The sequence below is a fragment of the Paeniglutamicibacter sp. MACA_103 genome, from assembly GCF_045798555.1.
Taxonomy (GTDB): Bacteria; Actinomycetota; Actinomycetes; order Actinomycetales; family Micrococcaceae; genus Paeniglutamicibacter.
Genome location: NZ_JBIXLN010000033.1, coordinates 38,150 through 56,995, shown reverse-complemented (window position 1 = coordinate 56,995; position 18,846 = coordinate 38,150). Strand labels below are relative to the sequence as shown.

Sequence of the window (18,846 nt, the reverse complement as noted above, 5' to 3'; positions counted from 1 at the left end):
CGACGCGGACGGGAAGTATGCCTTCTGGGGCCTGACCCCGACCCCGTACCCGATCCCGCACGACGGGCCGGTGGGCCAGATGCTCGAATCCGTGGGCCGCTCCCCGGTGCGCGCGGCGCATCTGCACTTCATGGTCACCGCCCCGGGCCTGCGCACCCTGGTCACCCACATCTTCGTGGACGGGGACCCGCAACTGGAAATCGGCGACTCGGTCTTCGGCGTCAAGGACTCGCTCATCAAACGGTTCACCGAACAGCCCGCCGGCACCCCCGCGCCCGACGGCCGCGACCTCGGCACCGCGGCCTGGGCGCGCACCCGCTTCGACATCGTCCTCGCGCCCGGAGAGGCGTAGGGCCGCAGGCGTCCACCGCGCCCCGTGTCTCGGCCGGCTCCGGCCTGCCAGCCGCCGGGTCCCGGCCCAACCGCGCTTGGCCAAGTCGGCCAGGCGCAGGCATCCCAAAACCAGGCCGCGAGAAGCCCCCAAGGTGCCACTCGCGGCGACATCGAACGGAAGGATCTCCATGTGCGAAATCATGGGCAAGGCCGCAGCCGCCGGCGTTGCACGACGAACAATGCTGGCCAGTTTCGGGCTCGGGGCCGCGGCCCTGGGTATCGGCGCCGTGTCGGGCCAAGCGCAGGCCGCCGAACCCGGACCCGGCGGGGCCCGGAAATTCGGGCCTGCGCCGGTCGGCAATCACCGGACCCGGTTGGTATTGCTGGGAACCTCCGGCGGGCCTCCGTACTGGCCCGGCGGAACCCGCGAGGGCATTTCCTCGGCACTCGTAGTGGGTGATCGGTACTACATCATTGACGCGGGCCACGGCGTCATGGGCCAGTTGCGGAAAGCAAAGCTCGGCCCCAACTTCGATTCCGACATGGACGGGCCGCTGGACGTGCTGGGCGGGATCTTCCTGACCCACTTGCACTCCGACCACGTGGTGGACCTGAACAACATCCTCAGCGAAGGAATCTTCAACGGGCTGCAAAATGTGGACAGCAAGGTGCCGATCTGGGGTCCGGGCAACCGCGGCGAAGTGCCCGAGCTCTTCGGCGAAGGAAAGGCGCCCCAGCCGATCAACCCCAAGAACCCCACCCCGGGCACGAAGGAAATGACCGACCTGCTGGTCCAGGCCTTCGCCACCGACTTCAACGACCGGCTTTTCGACAACCGCAAACCGCGTCCGGAGGAACTCTGGGAAGCCTTCGATGTGCCGGTTCCGAAGAAATACCTGAAGAACCCGAACACCGATCCGTGTCCGGTCATGGAACCATTCGTGTTCTTCCAGGACGAGTACGTCACGGTGTCGGCGATTCTGGTCAACCATGCGCCGGTCTTCCCCGCGTTGGCCTATCGCTTCGATACGGCCGACGGTTCGGTGGTCTTCTCCGGAGACACCGGGCTGACACCGAACATCATTACCCTGGCCCGGGGTGCCGATGTGCTGGTGCACGAGGTCATCGACAAGTCCTGGCCCGAATCACTCTTCCCGCAGCCGCGCAACGACGCGCAGGAAGGCCTATTCCAGCACCTGATCCGGTCGCACACGCTGATCGAGGACGTGGGCGCGGTTGCCCAGGAGGCCGGAGTTGGAACTCTGGTGCTCTCGCACTTGGTTCCCGGAAATCGTCCGGACGAAGTCTGGGCGCGGTGCGGGGAAGGCTTTGACGGGCGCCTGGTGATTGGCCACGACCTTGACGTCATCGGGGTGGGCCAGCCGACATAACCTGCGGCCGGCGCCGCACAGCGGCGGGGCGGAACCGATGACCGGTTCCGTCCCGCTTCCGTGTTTCCGGATTCATGCAAGAAGAGGTGTGGGCTCCCTGCAGGAATTGAACGGTGTTCAATGTTTAGGGTAGGTTGGGATCCGCTATTGAACAGCGTTCAATTGATCGTTGCGCGATTCTCGAACCGCGTCGACATCGGAACCGCGCGCTGCGCCCCCACCGGAAGGCCCCGACATGACAGCCACCCGTACGATCTCCGATCCGCACCAAGCCGCCAACGAGGCCGGGTTCGCGGAACTCGCGGCCCGGGTGTCCGCCGGGCACCGGATCACCGCGGCCGAGGCCATGTCCATCCTGGACACGCCCGACGAAATGACCCTGGAGCTGGTCGCGGCCGCGGGGACCCTGCGCCGCAAGCATTTCGGCAACACCGTCAAGGTCAACTACCTGGTGAACCTCAAGTCCGGGTTGTGCCCCGAGGACTGCACCTACTGCTCCCAGCGGCTGGGTTCCAAGGCCGAGATCCTGAAGTACACCTGGCTCAAGCCCGATGAGGCCGTCCACCAGGCCGGGCTGGGCATCGCCGGCGGAGCCTCGCGCGTGTGCATGGTCGCCTCCGGGAAGGGTCCCACCGACCGGGACGTGGACCGGGTGGCCACCATGGTCGAACAGCTCAAGGGCGAACACCCGCACATCGAGGTCTGCGCCTGCCTGGGAATCCTGAAGGCCGGCCAGGCCGAACGGCTCGCCGCCGCCGGGGCGGATGCCTACAACCACAACCTGAACACCGCCGAATCCCTGTACCCGGAAATCTGTTCGACCCACACGTTCGCCGAACGCGTGGACACCGTGGGGCAGGCCAAGGACGCTGGCCTGTCCCCGTGCTCCGGACTGATCGTGGGCATGGGCGAAAGCCCCGGGCAGCTCGTCGAGGCGGTCTTCGCACTGCGCGACCTGGACGCCGACTCGATCCCGGTGAACTTCCTGATGCCCTTCGACGGAACCCCGCTGGCCGGGACCTGGCACTTGACCCCGCTGGCCTGCCTGCGCATCCTCGCCCTGGTGCGACTGGCCTGCCCGGCGACCGAGCTGCGCATGGCCGGCGGGCGTGAAATGCACCTGCGTTCACTGCAGTCGACCGCGCTGGCGGTGGCCAACTCGTTGTTCCTCGGCGACTACCTCACGTCCGAGGGGCAGGACGCACAAACGGACCTCGCCATGATCGCGGACGCCGGATACGTGGTGCTGGGCCAGGAGGACCTTGATCCCGCGGAACTGGCCGCGCGGCTGCGGCACCGGGCCGACGTCGCCCCCGTGAAGCCCGAGGCCCCCGGCTGCGGCACCACCTGCGGCAGCGGCTGCGGGAGCGCTTCGCAGGGCTGCGGCCCGATGGGCGGCGCGGAACCGGTGCTGCGCCGCCGCGGCGCCGGAACCCCCGAAACCCCCAACGCATGAGATCGGCAGCCCCAAGCCTGCTCGCCCGGGACTCCGGGCTGCTCTGGCACCCCTACGCAACCCTGGACGCCGGGGCGCACTACGCCGTGGCGGCGGCCCAGGGCGTTCGGCTCTCACTGGTCGATGAAGCCGGCAGCCACGAGGTCATCGATGGAATGTCCTCCTGGTGGTCGATGGTGCACGGGTACCGCCACCCGGTGCTGGATGCCGCCGCCCACGCCCAGATCGACAATTTCAGCCATGTCATGTTCGGCGGGCTGACCCATTCCCCGGCCGTGGAACTGGCCGAACGGCTCGTGGCCATGGCCCCCGGGCAGCTGCGCCACGTGTTCCTGGCCGATTCCGGATCCATCTCAGTGGAGGTCGCACTCAAGCTCGCCCTGCAATACCAGCACGCCCGCGGCCACGGAACGCGCCGGCGCTTCCTGGCCCTGCGCGGAGGCTACCACGGGGACACCTTCGCGGCGATGGGCGTCTGCGATCCGGTGGACGGCATGCACGCGGCATTTGCGCCGCTGGGCCGCGAACAGCTCTTCCTGCCGCGCCCGCCGGCGGCCCGGCTCACGGCCGAAGGGCTATGGGAATCCGACGCCGCGGAACTGGCCGCATGGGAATCGGCGGCACGCTCCATCGCCGCCGCCCACGCGCCGGAACTGGCGGGCATCATCTGCGAGCCGGTCCTGCAGGGTGCCGGCGGCATGTACGTCTATGCGCCGCGCGCGCTGCGGATCCTGCGCGAGATCGCCGACGAGCACGGCCTGCTGCTGATCGTTGACGAGATCGCCACCGGCTTCGGGCGCACCGGTGCGCTCTTCGCCAGTGAATGGGCGCAGGTCGACCCCGACGTGATGTGCGTGGGCAAGGCGCTGACCGGCGGCTACCTTTCCCTGGCGGCGATGCTGTGCACCCCCGAGGTGGCACAGGTACTGGGCGATGCCGGCGAGGCGCTGCTGCACGGGCCCACGTTCATGGGCAACCCGCTGGCCTGTGCCGTGGCCAACGCCTCGCTGGATCTGCTCACCGGGTCCGGCGACCCGCGCTCCGCAACCGCTCCCTGGCGCGTGCAGGTGGCGGCGCTGGAGGCCGGGCTGCGCCAGGCCCTGGCCCCGGCCCGGGACCTGGCATGCGTCAAGGAGGTCCGGGTGCTGGGCGGCGTCGGTGTCATCCAGCTGTCCGGGCCCGTCCGCGTGGCCGAGTTGACCGAAGCCGCGGTGCGCCACGGGGCCTGGGTACGGCCCTTCCGCGACCTGGTCTACGTCATGCCGCCCTACATCGCCGACGCCGGGGAGCTGTCGGTCCTGGGTGCCGCCCTGGTCGCTGCGGTGGGTCAAGTCCATGGAGACTAGCCTCGAACCCGCCGTGGAACGCGCACCCGCGGCACCCGCGGCACCCGCGGCACCCGCGGCACCGTGGGAACGGTGGCTGGAGGATCGGGCGCGGGTGCGCGCCACCCGCGGGCTGCACCGCGTGGAAAGCTCCCGCGAGCTGCTGATGGACCTGGCCTCCAACGACTACCTGGGCCTCAGCGGCCACCCGGAGGTCAGGGCCGCGGCCGCGGACGCCGTGCACCGCCACGGGGCCGGAGCAGCCGCCAGCCGCGTGGCCACCGGCACCCTGCCGGTCCACAACGAGCTGGAAGAGGCCCTGTGCCGGTACACCCACCGGTCCCAGGCCCTGGTCTATTCCAGCGGGTACACCGCGAACCTCGGCTTGCTGCAGGCGCTCGGCGGACCGGGAAGCCTGTTCATCCTCGATGCCCATGCCCACGCCAGCCTGATCGATGGCGCCCGCCTCTCCGGGGCCAGGGTCACCACCGCCGCGCACAACGACCTGGCGGAAGTCCAACGGTTGCTGGAAGTCAACCGCGATTGCGCCAACCCGGTCCCGCGCGTGGCAGTGGTCCTCGAATCGGTCTATTCGGTCCTGGGGGATGCGGCACCATTGGTCGCCGCGGCCGAGCTCTGCGCCCGGCACCGGGCCCTGTTGGTCATCGACGAGGCCCACTCGCTGGCCGCCACGCACCAGGGCTCGGCGGTGCGCGCGGCCGGCCTTGCCGACTGCTCCCACGTGCTGGCCACCGCCACGCTTTCCAAGGCCCTGGGTGCCCAGGGCGGTGCGGTGCTGTTGGGCGGCGGGCAGGCCGGTGCGCTGCGCGAGCACCTGGTCAACACCTCGCGCACCTTCCTCTACGACACCGCGCTGGCCCCCGCGGCGGCCGGGGCCGCGATTGCCGCGCTGGGTCTTGCCGACGCCGCTCGCCTGGACCGCCTGGGACGCAACGCGAGGCTTGTCCACGACACCCTGGCCGCCGATCCGCGGTTGGCCCACCGCATCGAAAAGGGCGCGGGCGCCGTGCACTCGGTGATGATGCGCGATGCCGCCAGCGCGGTGCGGGCCGCCGCCTCGCTGCGCGCCCGCGGCATCGCCGTGGCCTGCTTCCGGCCCCCGAGCGTCCCCGACGGGGTCTCTCGGCTGCGCATCACCGCGCACGCCGACCACGACCCCGACGCACTGCTCACCGCCCTGCACACCATCGCCCGGATCATCCTGGAGGAAGAATCATGAGCTGTCCCTTTGCCTCCCCGTCCGCCACGCTCGCCGAGCTTGCGCCGCTGGCCGGGCCGCTGCCCGATGCCTACCCGGAAGAGATCAACCGCCGCTACCGCTCCATCGAGGATCCCGCGTTGGTGCGCCGGATCCTGCTGCGGCCAGAGGACTTCACCCCGGCCAACGCCCTGGACACCGCGATAGACCTGGAACCGGCGGCCCTGCGCATCCTGGCCGCCCAGCGGTTCTCCCTGCCGCCGGTCCTGGCCAGCGCCGGCGGCAAGGAGCACCTGGCGGTGCGCCGGGTGGTGGCGCGGTTCTTCAGCCCCGCGAAGGTCGCGGCGCAGGCCGGTCCCATTGCCGAGCGCGTGGCGGGGATTTGTGCGGGGCTTGCCGAGGACTACCGGGGAGGCGCCCAAGTCGACCTGGCACAGCGCCTGGCCGACGTGATCCCGCCCGAAGTCATGGCCCGGCTCACCGGGGTCCCGATACCGCCCGCCGCGGAGCTGAAGCGCTGGAGCCAGGACTCGCTGGAGCTCTTCTGGGGCTGGCCCGACGCACGGCGCCAGGTGGAACTGGCGGCCAGCGCCGCGCAATTCCATGCATGGCTCGACACCTCCGTGGCCGAGGCCGTGGCCCGCGACGATGCAAACCTTTACGCGGCGCTGCACCACGCCGGGGTCGACCCGGCACGGATCCGCTCGCTGGGATACTTCCTGACCATTGCCGGGCAGGAAACCACCGCCATGCTCATCGCCACCGCGCTGCGCACCGCCCTGCACGAGGGCCGCTGGGAGCAGTGCGCCCAATCGGAGCAAGCCACGGCGGAGCTGGTGGGCCAGGTGCTGGCCCAGGCCTCCTCGGTGCCGACCTGGCGCAGACGCGTCGCGGCCGACGTGGAGCTGGACGGGGAACAATTTGCCGCCGGCGAACAGCTGGTGCTCAAGCTCTCCGGCGGGGTGCTGGGGGAGGAAGGGGACGACTCGCTGGCCTTCGGGTTCGGGATCCACCGCTGCCTGGGCGCGGGGCTGGCGCGGATGGAAACCGAAGTGGTGCTGGCGTCCGCGGCCCGCGCCTTGCCGGGCCTCAAGCCGGCCGGGGCGGAACCGGACTGGATGCACCTGCTGTCGTTCCAGGCACCCCAAACGGTATGGAGCACCCAACCGGCCGCGGAGATGGCAGCATGATCCTCGTGGTCACCGGGACCGACACCGACGTGGGCAAGACCGTCGTCACCGGTGCCCTGGCCGCCGGGGCCCTGGCAGCGCACCCACGGGTCGCGGTCTACAAGCCGACCCAAACCGGTGTGGAACACGGGCAGGGCGGGGACGTGCACTCGATCGGCGACTGGCTCGGGAACCCGCCGGGGCTGACCCTGGAAGAGGGCATCCGGCTGGCGGACCCCATGGCGCCGCTGGACGCTGCCCTGCACGCCGGCGGGATCGCCGCCGCCCGGGCGCTGCCCACCCTGGCGGACCATGTCCGGCGCGTCCGGGAGCTGGCGCTGGAACACGAGGTCGTCATCGTCGAGGGTGCCGGCGGGCTGCTGGTGTCCTTGACCCTGGCCGGGGAAACCATCGCCGAGATGGCCAGCACGCTTGACGCGCGGCTGGTGGTGGTCACCCGGCCGGACCTGGGCACGCTGAACCACACGGCGCTGACCCTTGAAGCCGCGGTTGCCCGCGGCCTTGCCGATGGCGTGCTGCTGCTCGGAAGCTTCCCTGCGGCCCCCACCGCCCTTCACGAGCGGAACCGGACGAATCTGAGGGCGCTGGCCGAATCCCACGGATGGACCTGGGTGCCCGGTCCTCCGGCGGCGGCCGTCGCGGCGGAGGATACGGAAACGACGAAGCGGATCCTGTCCGCGGCGGGCAGGAATATGGCCCCGGTTTTCGAGGCCCGGCAGCCGGCCCTGCCACAAATAGCGTCCGGCGTCTGCGCAGCGGGTTAGCGCAAGCACGCACGAGCGCGAAAGCGCGGCACAAGAAAAACAGGCGCCGTCCCGGCGCCCGGAGATCCGGGTGCGGGGACGGCGCCTGTCCGCGTTGTCTCTCGGCGCTGCGAACCTACACGGCCAAGGGCGGGGTCGAGGCCTGCGCCTGGGCCGTGCGCGGTTCGGCGGCACTGCCCATGGAATCCAGGATGGCCTGCAGCGTGGCCGGCCCGTGCTGGTGCAGGCAGGCGCCGGCGACGAAGCGGTCGGGGCGCAGGAAGATCATCGGCGTCGGACGCTCGTTGAACCACTTCTTGAGCGCACCGGTGTGATCTCCCAGCACCAGGACGTCCGCGTCCATGTGCTGCTGGGCCCATTCACGCTGGGTTTCGGGCACGAGCGCGACGAGCTTGGCGCCGATCGCCTCGAGCGCCTTGACGGAGTGGGCGGGGAGCACGTCCTTGGGGTCGTTGCCCCACACCAGCACGGTCCACCAGTTGCCGATGACGTCATCGAGCAGCAGGTTCTCGCCGAGTTGCGAGTTCACGCGCGGCTGCGGGAACTGCACCCCGACGGGGGAGACCTTGTTGTTGGCGGTGAGCACCGGGATCAACTTGCTGGTCAGCTTCGCGGCGGCGTTGCCGGAGGCCTGGGTGGTGGGATCAGCCAGCACGCCGGCGGTGTAGCGGGGCATGGGCTTGAAGCGCATGTCGGAGAAGTAGCTCTTGGCGGACGGGAAGAGGTTGAGCACCGAGGAGGCGGCGTCGCGGGCGGCGACCGCCAACGGGTTGGTGAGCTTGATGACCGAGCCCAGGGTCATGGACAGATCGACCATCGCCTTGGCGTGGTCCTTGCGCTCGGAGGTGTAGGTGTCCAGGATGCCCTCGCCGGCGGTGCCGGTGAGCACGCTGGTGAGCTTCCAGCCCAGGTTGGTGGCGTCTCGCATCCCCGAGTTCCAGCCCTGGCCCATCCAGACCGGCATCAGGTGCGCGGCGTCCCCGGCGATCAGCTGGCGACCCTTGCGGAAGGAACCGGCAACGCGGCCGTGGTGGGTGAAGACGCGGCGGCGGATGTAGGAAAGGTTGTGCGGGTCCGGGACGTGGTCCTTGAGCATCTCGGCCACCCACTCTTCGGAGGTGACCACCGATTCGTCCTCGTCATCGTGGAGCATGAACTCCCAGCGGCGCACCGCGTGGGGCAGGCCGATGGAGACGTAAGGGCGCTTGGGGTCCGCGCCCAGGAACACGTTCGGGGTGCCCAGCGGGTCGTTGTCGACATCGACGACCAGCCAGCGGGTGGAGGGGGAGTCGCCCTCGAAGCTCACGCCCATGCGCTTGCGGGTCGGGGACTTGCCGCCCTCGCAGCCCACCAGGTACTGCGCGGAAAAGCGGCGCTCGGTTTCGGTGCCGTCGGCTCCGGTGACGCGGGCGATGGCCGTGACGGAATCGGCGTCCTCGATAACGTCCTCGACCAGGTGGCCGAAGTGCACGTTGATGTTGGGGTACTGGGCCAGGCCCTCGTACAGGGCCTTGTCGACCTCGGGCTGGATGAAGGCGTGCTTGCGGTCCCAGCCGAATTCCTGGGTCTGCGGGTTGTTGATCATGATGGTCTTGCCGGAGCCGTTGACCAATCGCATGATGTGCTGCGGTGCGGTGTGCGGCAGCACGGTGTCCACCAGCCCAACGGTCTGGATGGTGCGCAGGGATTCGTCGTCGAGGCCCACGCCGCGCGGGTAGTCGATGAGTTCGTCGCGGGCTTCGAGTACCGTGACACTGCGACCGTACATCCCCAGGATGTTGGCGAGCATGAGGCCGGCGGGACCGGCTCCGATGATCAGGACTTCGCTGCTGGGGATGCTGTTCATGGCCACATCAAACTTTCCGTGTGTAAATAGTGCACAACTTATTCGGTATCTGCACAACTGCTGAGGTCTAGTTCACCAGTCCTTGTGATGCACGTCAAAGTCGGTGTGCCATCTGTTGGCACGCTCTGCACTCGATGGGCGCCCGGCGCCAAGTGCGCGAGGTGGGGCCTACGCCAGCGAGGCCTCAAGCGCGCGGGCGGCCTGCTGCAGCACCGCGATGGCTGAAGTCGCTTGCTCCTCGCGCACGGTGATCAGGTTCAGGCAGGCGGGGACGCCGCTGACGCTGCGCTCAAGCGGCACGGCCAGGCCGTGCATGCCGGGCTCCACCTCGCCGAAGGTCTGTGCGTATCCGGCGGCGCGGGCGGCGGTGACGCGGGGATCCTCCCCGGCGCGCGCCGCCTCGCTGGCCAGTATCGCGTGTCCTGCGGCGCCGAGGTCCAACGGATGCCGCGAGGCCTCGGCGAATGACACGTGGTAGGTGCCGGAGGTCGGCGCGGTGACGCGCAGGGCGATGGCCTCGTCGCCCTCGCGCACGATCAAGGCCAGGGTGGCTCCGAGCTCGTCGGCATAGCGGCGCAGCACGGGTTCGGCGGCCGCGAGCAGCGAGTGGTAGGCCGAGGCCGACAGGGAGAGCAACCCGGCGGCGCCGCGATAGCGGGCATCGGCCCCGCGGTGCAGCAGCTGGGCGTCGCACAGCGTGTTCAGCAGCCGGTAGGCACCGGTGCGGTGGATGCCGGCGTGTTCGGCGACCTCGTTGACGACCATTCCCGCTGGCGTGGCCGCCACCAGGCGCAGCACCTCGAGCCCGCGGGCCAGGGTCTGGGATCCGGCGGTGCGGGAGGCGGCGGGAGCGGGGGCGGTTGTTGGCTCGTTCACGTGACTGATCATGGCACAGTCATCGGCTCGGAGCGTTTCGGTGACGGGGCGCGCGGCCCATGGCGGTGTCAGGGAGCTCGGGTCGATCCGCCGAGGAACGCGCTGTCCGGTTTTGTTGGGCCACGATGGGGCGGTGGAGCGTGCGAAGTCTTCCCGCGGCTTAGAAGACGCTGAATTTCTCCCGTCCGAACGCCATCAGTTCGTCGATTTTTCGGGTGGGGCCTAGTCCCGCCGGGTAGGCCAGGCCGAAGGCGTTCTCCGGCACGGGCTCGACAATGTCCTTGAGCACCAGGGGAAGGCCTTCCTGGCTGAGCGGTCCGGGCCAAATGCTCAGCAGGACCGAGTAGGCCAAGCCCCGACCGACCATGGAGCGGATGGTTTCCGTGCTCGAGGAACGCCATCGCACATCCGGCTCGAAACCCATGGAGCGGATCATCGCCTCGACCAGCGTTCCGGCGGGCTTGACGTCGGAGAGCACGGCGGGCAACCCGGCGAGATCCTTGAAGGACACCTTCCGTTTGGATGCCAACGGATGATTAGCGGAGATCAGGACCTTGGGAACAACGGTGGCGATCGGTTCGAACGAACTGTGTGACAGGACGTGACCGCGGAGAATGAAGCAGGCGTCCAGGACGCCGTCCACCATCTTTGCCTGCAGTTCCGTGGAGGAACCCTCGTCGAAGGCCAGATCCACGTTTGGATGATTCTGTGCAAAATACTGGATCATCTCCGGAATGATGCGCGATGAGTAGGCGCGGTAGCAGCCCACGCGCAGGGTGCCGCTCAGCTCACCCTGGAGCTCGCCCACAACACTTCCGAGCTCGGAAGTCTCGCGCAAGATCCTGCGGGCCCGGGCCGCCACGGTCTGCCCGGCGGGTGTGAGAACCGAGCCCTTGGACTTGCGCCGGATCGCCAACGGGGCGCCGAGCGCCGCTTCGAGTTGGGTCAGTGCCAGCGATACTGCGGTCTGTGAAACGAACAGCTGTTCCGCCGCTGCCGCGAGCGATCCGGTTTCGGCTACTACGACCAGATACCGCAATTGCTTGAGGGTCACTTCAATCACAAGTTTTCCTTAGGTAGTTTGCACGAAACATGTGTTTTACAAAGGATATGGTCTGGAGCACAGTTGGGGGAAGCAAGTGAGCAGCATCACGAATGATTCTTTCCAAAGGACGACAAGACATGAGCAAGCATTCCGGCCCCTACGTGGTGGCTCTTGGCACGGCGGGTGGCCCCCGCTGGTGGACCGGTGAAGGTGCCGGCGAGCGCCAGGGCATTGCCACCGCCGTCGTGGTCAACGGTTCCGCCTACCTGGTCGATTGTGGCCACGGAGTGGGCCGCCAGCTAATGCTTGCCGGCATCGAGCTCAATTCCCTCAAGGGCATTTTCATCACCCATATGCACTCCGACCACACCGTCGACCTTGCATCAATGACAGTATTCGGGACGTTGGCCCTGGCTGCGCAGGGTGCGGAGCCGGTCAAGATCTTCGGCCCGGGCGACCGCGGCATGCTCCCACCGGTCTCCACCCACGTTTCGGGCCGAAACCCCGAAGCGGTGGGCGGGAGCGACCCAACGCCCGGGGTGGAGGGCATGTTCAAGCACCTGGTCAACGCGTACGCCACCGATTTGAACGACCGGATATTCGACACCCTGCGACCTGCACCTCACGAGAAGTACACGGTCCGGGACATCGAGCTGCCCACGGACGTCGGCTATCACCCGAACTCCAACCCGACCCCGGACATGGAACCCTTCCTCGTCCATGAAGACGAAAACGTGCGGGTGACTGCCATCCTGGTGGAACATCCTCCGGTGGCACCGGCCTTCGCGTTCCGCTTCGACACGGCCGAAGGCTCGGTGACGATCTCCGGTGACACCGCGCCGACCAAAAACCTGGTCCGCCTGGCCCGGTATACGGACCTGCTCATGCACGAGGCCATCGACTTCGACTGGGTGCGCCGAGGCTACGCCCACGAGTCGCCGCAGGCAGCCGAAGCCGGAATGGAACACCATCGCAAGTCCCACACCTCGGCCCGGCAGGCCGGCGAACTGGCCACACGTGCCGGGGCCGCCCGCCTGGCACTGCACCACCTGGTGCCGGGCACCGCGGATCCCGACGTCTGGCTACAGGCAAAGGAAACCTTCGCCGGGGAGTTGTTCGTTCCCCACGACCTGGACATCATCCCGTTCCAACGTCCGTCCCCCGGAGTTCCCCCGGCGACGGAATCACCCGCACTACAACCACTAAGCCGCTAGGCGTTCTCAACCCCTCCTCCTGAGAGAAGCAGCAATCATGACCAAGCATTCAACGGTCTCCCAGCCCGCGTCCCATGATCCGCGGCAAATGCGCCGCGTCCTGTTTTCCAGTTACCTCGGCAGCGTCGTCGAGTTCTACGACTTCCTGCTCTATGGCATTGCAGCATCGCTGGTCTTCGGCCAGGTGTTCTTTGCCAACCTTGACCCGATGGTGGGCACCATCGCATCCTTCGGAACCCTGGCCGCGGGCTACATCGCCCGGCCGCTGGGCGGCGTCATCTTCGGCCACTTCGGGGACCGGGTGGGCCGCAAGTCCATGCTGGTGATCACCATGACGCTGATGGGCGTGGCTTCCACGCTGATTGGCTTGATCCCGACCTACAACCAGATCGGTGTTGCAGCACCGATCATCCTCGTCTTCCTGCGCGTGATCCAGGGGATCGCGGTGGGCGGCGAATGGGGCGGTGCCGCGCTGATGAGCCTGGAGCACTCCACCAAGCGCCGCCGCGGATTCTCCGCCAGCGTCACCAACATGGGCGGCCCCTCGGGCGCACTGTTGGCCACGCTCATCATGACCGCCTGCTCGACCATGCCGGAGGAAAGCTTCCTGGCGTGGGGCTGGCGCATCCCGTTCCTGCTCAGCGCCGTCCTGGTGGGGCTGGGAATGTTCATCCGGTTGCGCATCCAGGAATCCCCGGTCTTTGCCGCTGCACAGGCAGCCGCGGCCGCTGAGCGGAAGTCGGCAACCGGCGCCAAGAAGCCTTCGGTGCCGCTCTTCGAGGTGCTGCGCCACTACCCCAAGAACGTCCTGCTGGCCGCCTTCGGCGGGGCCGGGGCCTTCGTCATCCAGGGCCTGCTGGCCACCTTCGCCATCACCCTGGCGGTGGGCGGCGGCGCCGACCGCACCTCGGTCCTCATGGTCCACGGCATCGGCTCGTTCCTGCACATCTTCACCATCCCGTTCTTCGCCGCGCTCTCGGACCGGGTGGGCCGCCGGCCCGTCATGATCAGCGGGGCACTGGCCGCCGCATTCATGGCCTACCCGCTCTTCCAGATGCTGGCCACCGGGGACATGGGATGGGTGCTTGCCGCCTTCCTGATCGGCAACCCGTTGATCCAGGCCTCGATGTACGGACCGCTGGCGGCCTTCATCTCCGAGATGTTCGGCACGACCTCCCGCTACACCGGCGCTTCCCTGGGTTACCAGCTGGCCTCGACGCTGGGTGCCGGGCTGGCCCCGCTGTTGGCCGCGACGCTGCTGACCGTGGGCAACGGCAACCCGGTGTGGGTCTCCGTCATGGTCGCCTCGATCTGCGTGATCAGCGCACTGGCCATTTTCATCACCAAGGAATCGCACAAGCTGGACTTGGACGGTGACCGACCGGAGCCCGCAATATCGGCGGCAGGGCCCAAAACGGCCCGTGTCTCGTAGCACCTAAGGCACCGCTTCGAGCAGGTGTCCGCTGCACACGCCATAAGGCGTCTGCGGTGGACATCTGCTTTTCGCGTTAAGGGTGATTCCCCGCCTCGACGTGGAGGATTTCATGAGCGGGGGAGCAGCCGGACGGACCGCCGGGACCCCGAAGAGATATTGGTGGCCATCCTGGATATTCGAAGGCGTGGGGAACAAAGATCGGCACCGTTGGAGGTCAAGGCTGCAGGGATGGGCGCCACTGGCTTCCTACGGGTCCTTCCAGGCCCAGAACGGCACCGAGCTTGCCGCGCAAGGTGGGCCGTCCGGTTCGATGGTGACGCGGCCATCCGGGCCTTGGTCGCGCCGCCATGAGATCCGGAGCCGGCCCGCCGACGCAGCGCCCCCTGCCCTGCAGGTGCCACCGGTGGCACTTGCGGAGAATGTCCCTGGTACGCCGGGAAGATTCCCATACGCAACATTGGTGGCTTCAGCAGGAGTAATTTCGAAGCCGCAAGGGTGCAATCCCCATCGGCGATTGTCGGAACCATCCCCGGAAGCCGCCTCCGTCCGCCCCGACGCGGCGCGCCGTGCTGGAGGAATATCGGGGGCCGCACCCTGTTTGTCGGGCGGGCCAGCAAGCGCACCACCTCGACGGACAGAATGCACTCGAGGACTTCTGCTGCCCGAAGGCCGTCCCCACGCGCCGACGCGACGGGCCATTGCCGGGCGTTGGTCCGGGACATCGCCTGGTGCCCGGACAGCAAAAAGGTCCGCCCCGCGGGAAGCCTCCAATGGTGGCATCCCGCGGGGCGGACCCCCGTGTGTCAGTTGCGTTTAGCGCGCGGCAGCCAGCTGCACCGCGACGTCCACGATCATGTCTTCCTGGCCGCCGACGTAGCCGGCCTTGCCGATTTCCTCGAGGATGCGGTAGGCCGGGACGCCGTAGCGTTCGGCCGCTCGCTCCGCGTGGATCAGGAAGGAGGAGTAGACCCCGGCGTAGCCCTGCATGATGGAGGCGCGGTCCATGATGGGCATGCGGGTGATGAACGGCTTGACGACGTCCTCGGCCGCGGCCATGACGCCCTGGATGTCGACGCCGGTCTTGATGTCCAGGCGATCGAACGCCGCGGCGAGGACCTCGGTGGGGGAGTTGCCCGCTCCGGCGCCCAGCGCCATCAGGGTGCCGTCGATCTGCTTGGCACCTGCACGCACGGCGAACACCGAGTTGGCGACGCCGAAGCTCATGTTCTGGTGGCCGTGGAAGCCGACCTGTGCGTCGTCGCCGAGCTCGGCGACCAGTGCCGAGACGCGGTCCGAGACGTCGTCGAGGATCAGGGCGCCGGCCGAGTCGACCACGTAGACGCACTGGCAGCCGGCGTCGGCCATGATGCGGGCCTGCTTGGCCAGCTCAGCCGGGGAGACACGGTGGCTGAGCATCAGGAAGCCAACGGTTTCCATGCCCAGCTTGCGGGCGTGCTGGAAGTGCTGGATGGAGACATCCGCCTCGGTGCAGTGGGTGGCGATGCGGGCCACCGATGCCCCGGCGTCATACGCCTGGTTCAGGTCATGGATGGTGCCCAAGCCCGGGAGCATCAGCACGGCGATCTTCGCGGCCTTGGCCTCGTCGACGGCCGCCTTGATCAGATCCAGCTCCGGGACCTTGGAGAAGCCGTAGTTGAAGGAGGAGCCACCCAGGCCGTCGCCGTGGGTGACCTCGATGACCTCGACGCGGGAATCGTCCAGCGCGCGGACCACGGAGCGGACGTGTTCCTCGGTGAACTGGTGGCTCATCGCGTGCGAGCCGTCGCGCAGCGTGGTGTCGGTGAGGCGGATGTCGAAAGTGGTGTTCATGGGTGCAGTCATGGTGTGCTTCCCCGTCCTTGCTAGTTTGCCGGCGCGGTGGCCCGCGCGGCGTCGATCTTGTCGGAGAGCAGGTCCGCGGTGCGGGTGGCTGCTGCGGTGATGATGTCCAGGTTCCCGGCGTATTCCGGCAGGTAGTCGGCGGCGCCGGCGACCTGCACCCAGATTCCGACGCGGCCGAAGCCGCCCCAGTCCTCGCGGGCTTCCTCGAACTGCGGTTCCAGGCGCAGCGCGTAGCCCGGGACGTAGTCGCGGATGGCGGCGGCCGCCTCGTCGATGGCGGCGCGGATGGCATCCTGGGTGGCGCCCGGGGCGGCGGCCTCGGCGGGGATCATGCAGTAGATGGTGTTGCGCATCATCATCGGGGGCTCGACCGGGTTGATGATGATGATGGCCTTGCCGCGCTTGGCGCCGCCGACGACCTCGAGGGCCTTGGCGGTGGTCTCGGTGAACTCGTCCACGTTGGCGCGGGTTCCCGGGCCGGCGGACTTCGAGGCGATGGAGGCGACGATCTCGGCGTACTCGACCGGGACGATGGAGGAGACGGCGGCGACGATCGGGGTGGTGGCCTGGCCGGCGCAGGTGATCATGTTGACGTTCATGGTGTCGGTCAGCGAATCCAGGTTCACCACCGGTGCCAGGTACGGACCCACGGCGGCGGGGGTCAGGTCGATGGCGTGGATGCCGGCGGCCTTGTACTTGGGGGCGTTGGCCTCGTGGGCCTTGGCGCTGGTGCATTCGAAGACGAAGTCCGGAAGCTCGTCCTGGGCCAGCAGCCAGTCCACGCCCTCGGCGGAGGTGGTCAGACCGAGGCGGGCCGCGCGGGCCAGGCCGTCGGAGGCGGGGTCGACGCCGATCATGTACTTGACTTCGACGTTGCTGGAACGTCGCATGATCTTGAACATCAGGTCGGTGCCGATGTTGCCGGAACCGACAATGGCGGCTGTTTTCTTGGCCATGGGAAAGTACTTCCTTAGTGACAGGTAACGAAGAAAAGGGAGGGGAGGGGGGTTATGCGAAGTTGATGGTCAGTGAGCCCAGGGGACCGAAGTCCGCGGTGGCCGACTGTCCGGCGATGACCGGAAGGGCGCCGGTGAAGGAGCCGGGGAGGATGAGCTGGCCGGCCTCGAGGGACACGCCCTGTTCGCCCAGTACGTTGGCCAGCCACGCGAGGGGAGCCACTGGATCGCCCATGACGTCGGTGCCAATGCCAGTGGATTGCTTTTCGCCATCAATGAGGAGCGAGCATTCAACCGAGCCGAGATCCTGAACATTCAAGTCCAGCGGTGTGGTTCCCACGGCGATGGCGCCGCAGGAGGCGTTGTCCGCCACAGTGTCTACCAGGCGGATGTCCCAGTTGGCGATGCGCGAGTCAATGATCTCGATCGCGGCGTATACCTCGCCGATGGCTGCCGCTGCCTGCTCGCGGGTCACACCCGGGCCGGTCAGGGTTTCCTTGAGGACAAAACCGAATTCGGGTTCGACCTTGGGGAAGATGAAGGAGGAGGCGGCGATCTGCGCGTCCTCGTGGTGCACCATGTCGGTGAAGAAGAAGCCGAAGTCCGGGGAATCCACGCCGAGCTGCTTCTGCATGGCCAGCGAGGTCAGTCCGACCTTGCGCCCGGCCAGCACGCGGCCGGCCTCGACGTGGGCGCGCAATTGCGTGTCCTGGATGCGGTAGGCGTCGTTGACGTCCATGCCTTCCACACGGTCGCGCAGCGGGGCGATCGGCACGAGCGATTCGGTGGCCGCGAGCAAATCGCTGGCCAGGGAATCAAGCAAATCGATGCGTTCGGTGCTCATGGTTGTTTCGCTCATTTCTTCAGTACCGCGGTGGTGACGCCGAAGCCGGCAATGTATTCCTTGATCGGCTTGTAGAACTCGTAGTTGACTTCGTATTCGCCGCAGGCGCGCAGGGCCGAGTAGGCGGCGACCCAGGTGCGGACCTCGTGCGAGGAGTGGCCCGCCACCGCATCCATCTCGTCCGCCGTGTAGGCGTCGAAGCCCTCGACGTTCCCGGACTTGCAAACCTCGAGGAATGCGCGGTCCCATTCGGGGTTCAGGTCCATGATGTCCGCCTCGCCGGCGGCGAACTTGATGGCCGTGTTGATGGTGTTGGCCTGGCGGGCCGCACGGGCTTCCGGGGTGGGGTTGCGGCCGTTGGTCAGTAAGGCGCGCTGTGCCTCGGTCGCGGTGGCGATCTGCGGGACCGGCGGGTCGTGGGACAGGCCGCCGGAACCGATGAAGAGGACCTTCTTGTCGGAGTCCTTGAAGTACTCGCCCACGGCCTGGCCGAACTTCCGCACGCGCGAGACCTTGGTGAAGGGGCGGGCCACGGAGTTGACGAAGATCGGGATCACCGGGACGGTGTCCAGTCCGCCGAAGATGATTTCCATGGGCTGCACGGCCCCGTGGTCGACCTCCATCTTGCGGGAGATCGCGGTGTCGATGTCCTGGTCGATGATGTACTGGGCCAGCTTCTCGGCCTCACTGGTCGGGACGTTGATCGGTCCGGACCAGGAGTCGTAGTCGCCGGTGCCATGGGCCTCGTAGCCCACGCAGAACGGGGGCATCAGGTCGTAGAAGAACCCGTTGTAGTGGTCGGGGCCGAAGTTGACGACCAGGTCCGGGTTGAATTCCTTGGCAAAGGAGCGAACCTGGTCGAAGGCTGCGTCGACGGCTGCCTTGACGTCCTCCGGCGGGTTGGTGTGCTCCAGCAGGGGAGAGTGCGACATGGCGATCAGTGCTTGTTGCATTCCTGGCGCTCCATTCGATTGGCGACTTGAAGATTTTGCTTGCCTTCATTCCATCCGATCCAGGACTCGAAGGCACGCTTGTGTTCCATTGCGCGGCACGAATAATCTCTTGGATTATCGATTTCCCCCGAAACTAGGCAATTGGATGGGTTGTCGC

At 67.8% G+C, this 18,846-nt stretch carries 15 protein-coding genes and 1 pseudogene; 9 read left to right on the top strand and 7 right to left on the bottom strand.

The window, feature by feature from the left end:
- The 7 genes and pseudogenes from ACIPVK_RS15520 to bioD all read left to right on the top strand — a co-directional run.
- A pseudogene (locus tag ACIPVK_RS15520) lies at positions 1–352 on the top strand (hydroxyquinol 1,2-dioxygenase); the annotation flags it as partial.
- 169 nt (positions 353–521) lie between these two features.
- Positions 522–1,724, top strand: coding sequence for an MBL fold metallo-hydrolase (locus ACIPVK_RS15515; protein WP_407612880.1), 1,203 nt, complete (start codon positions 522–524; stop codon positions 1,722–1,724).
- Positions 1,725–1,959: 235 nt separating this feature from the next.
- The gene (gene bioB / locus ACIPVK_RS15510) at positions 1,960–3,180 is read left to right on the top strand and encodes a biotin synthase BioB (RefSeq protein ID WP_407612879.1); all 1,221 of its coding nucleotides are present in this window, start codon (positions 1,960–1,962) and stop codon (positions 3,178–3,180) included.
- Entirely contained in the window at positions 3,177–4,526 is a 1,350-nt protein-coding gene (gene bioA, locus ACIPVK_RS15505; protein ID WP_407612878.1) for an adenosylmethionine--8-amino-7-oxononanoate transaminase, read from the top strand. The genes bioB and bioA overlap by 4 nt, the downstream gene beginning before the upstream one ends.
- Positions 4,516–5,745 carry an aminotransferase class I/II-fold pyridoxal phosphate-dependent enzyme gene (locus ACIPVK_RS15500; protein WP_407612877.1) on the top strand — a complete coding sequence of 410 codons (1,230 nt, stop codon included), beginning with the start codon at positions 4,516–4,518 and terminating at the stop codon, positions 5,743–5,745. The genes bioA and ACIPVK_RS15500 overlap by 11 nt, the downstream gene beginning before the upstream one ends.
- Positions 5,742–6,914: a cytochrome P450 gene (locus tag ACIPVK_RS15495; RefSeq protein WP_407612876.1), complete on the top strand. Its 1,173-nt coding sequence runs from the start codon at positions 5,742–5,744 to the stop codon at positions 6,912–6,914. The genes ACIPVK_RS15500 and ACIPVK_RS15495 overlap by 4 nt, the downstream gene beginning before the upstream one ends.
- Positions 6,878–7,678, top strand: coding sequence for a dethiobiotin synthase (gene bioD, locus ACIPVK_RS15490; RefSeq protein ID WP_407612875.1), 801 nt, complete (start codon positions 6,878–6,880; stop codon positions 7,676–7,678). Before ACIPVK_RS15495 ends, bioD begins: the two co-directional genes overlap by 37 nt.
- Before the next feature lie 115 nt (positions 7,679–7,793).
- Here the strand turns inward: bioD and ACIPVK_RS15485 are convergent, their stop codons facing one another.
- From ACIPVK_RS15485 to ACIPVK_RS15475, 3 genes are all read right to left on the bottom strand, one after another.
- Positions 7,794–9,524, bottom strand: a complete 1,731-nt coding sequence (locus ACIPVK_RS15485) for a bifunctional 3-(3-hydroxy-phenyl)propionate/3-hydroxycinnamic acid hydroxylase (protein ID WP_407612874.1) — start codon at positions 9,522–9,524, stop codon at positions 7,794–7,796.
- 168 nt (positions 9,525–9,692) lie between these two features.
- Positions 9,693–10,400: an IclR family transcriptional regulator gene (locus ACIPVK_RS15480; RefSeq protein WP_407612873.1), complete on the bottom strand. Its 708-nt coding sequence runs from the start codon at positions 10,398–10,400 to the stop codon at positions 9,693–9,695.
- A 160-nt stretch (positions 10,401–10,560) separates the two neighbouring features.
- Positions 10,561–11,463, bottom strand: a complete 903-nt coding sequence (locus ACIPVK_RS15475; RefSeq protein WP_407612872.1) for a LysR family transcriptional regulator — start codon at positions 11,461–11,463, stop codon at positions 10,561–10,563.
- Positions 11,464–11,582: 119 nt separating this feature from the next.
- On the opposite strand from ACIPVK_RS15475, the gene ACIPVK_RS15470 reads away from it, so the two are divergent.
- A complete protein-coding gene (locus ACIPVK_RS15470) occupies positions 11,583–12,659 on the top strand; it encodes an MBL fold metallo-hydrolase (protein ID WP_407612871.1) in 1,077 nt (358 codons plus the stop codon).
- Between the two features lie 37 nt (positions 12,660–12,696).
- Positions 12,697–14,091, top strand: a complete 1,395-nt coding sequence (locus tag ACIPVK_RS15465; RefSeq protein WP_407612870.1) for an MFS transporter — start codon at positions 12,697–12,699, stop codon at positions 14,089–14,091.
- Positions 14,092–14,907: 816 nt separating this feature from the next.
- On the opposite strand, the gene dmpG is transcribed toward ACIPVK_RS15465, so the two are convergent.
- From dmpG to ACIPVK_RS15445, 4 genes are read right to left on the bottom strand one after another with little or no spacing between them, the layout of a single operon-like run.
- Complete coding sequence (gene dmpG, locus ACIPVK_RS15460) at positions 14,908–15,936, bottom strand: 4-hydroxy-2-oxovalerate aldolase (RefSeq protein ID WP_407612869.1); 1,029 nt, start codon at positions 15,934–15,936, stop codon at positions 14,908–14,910.
- 20 nt (positions 15,937–15,956) lie between these two features.
- Positions 15,957–16,892, bottom strand: coding sequence for an acetaldehyde dehydrogenase (acetylating) (locus ACIPVK_RS15455; protein WP_407612868.1), 936 nt, complete (start codon positions 16,890–16,892; stop codon positions 15,957–15,959).
- Between the two features lie 52 nt (positions 16,893–16,944).
- Positions 16,945–17,736, bottom strand: a complete 792-nt coding sequence (locus ACIPVK_RS15450) for a 2-keto-4-pentenoate hydratase (RefSeq protein WP_407612867.1) — start codon at positions 17,734–17,736, stop codon at positions 16,945–16,947.
- 11 nt (positions 17,737–17,747) lie between these two features.
- Positions 17,748–18,689: a 3-carboxyethylcatechol 2,3-dioxygenase gene (locus ACIPVK_RS15445; RefSeq protein WP_407612866.1), complete on the bottom strand. Its 942-nt coding sequence runs from the start codon at positions 18,687–18,689 to the stop codon at positions 17,748–17,750.
- Positions 18,690–18,846: the final 157 nt, after the last annotated feature.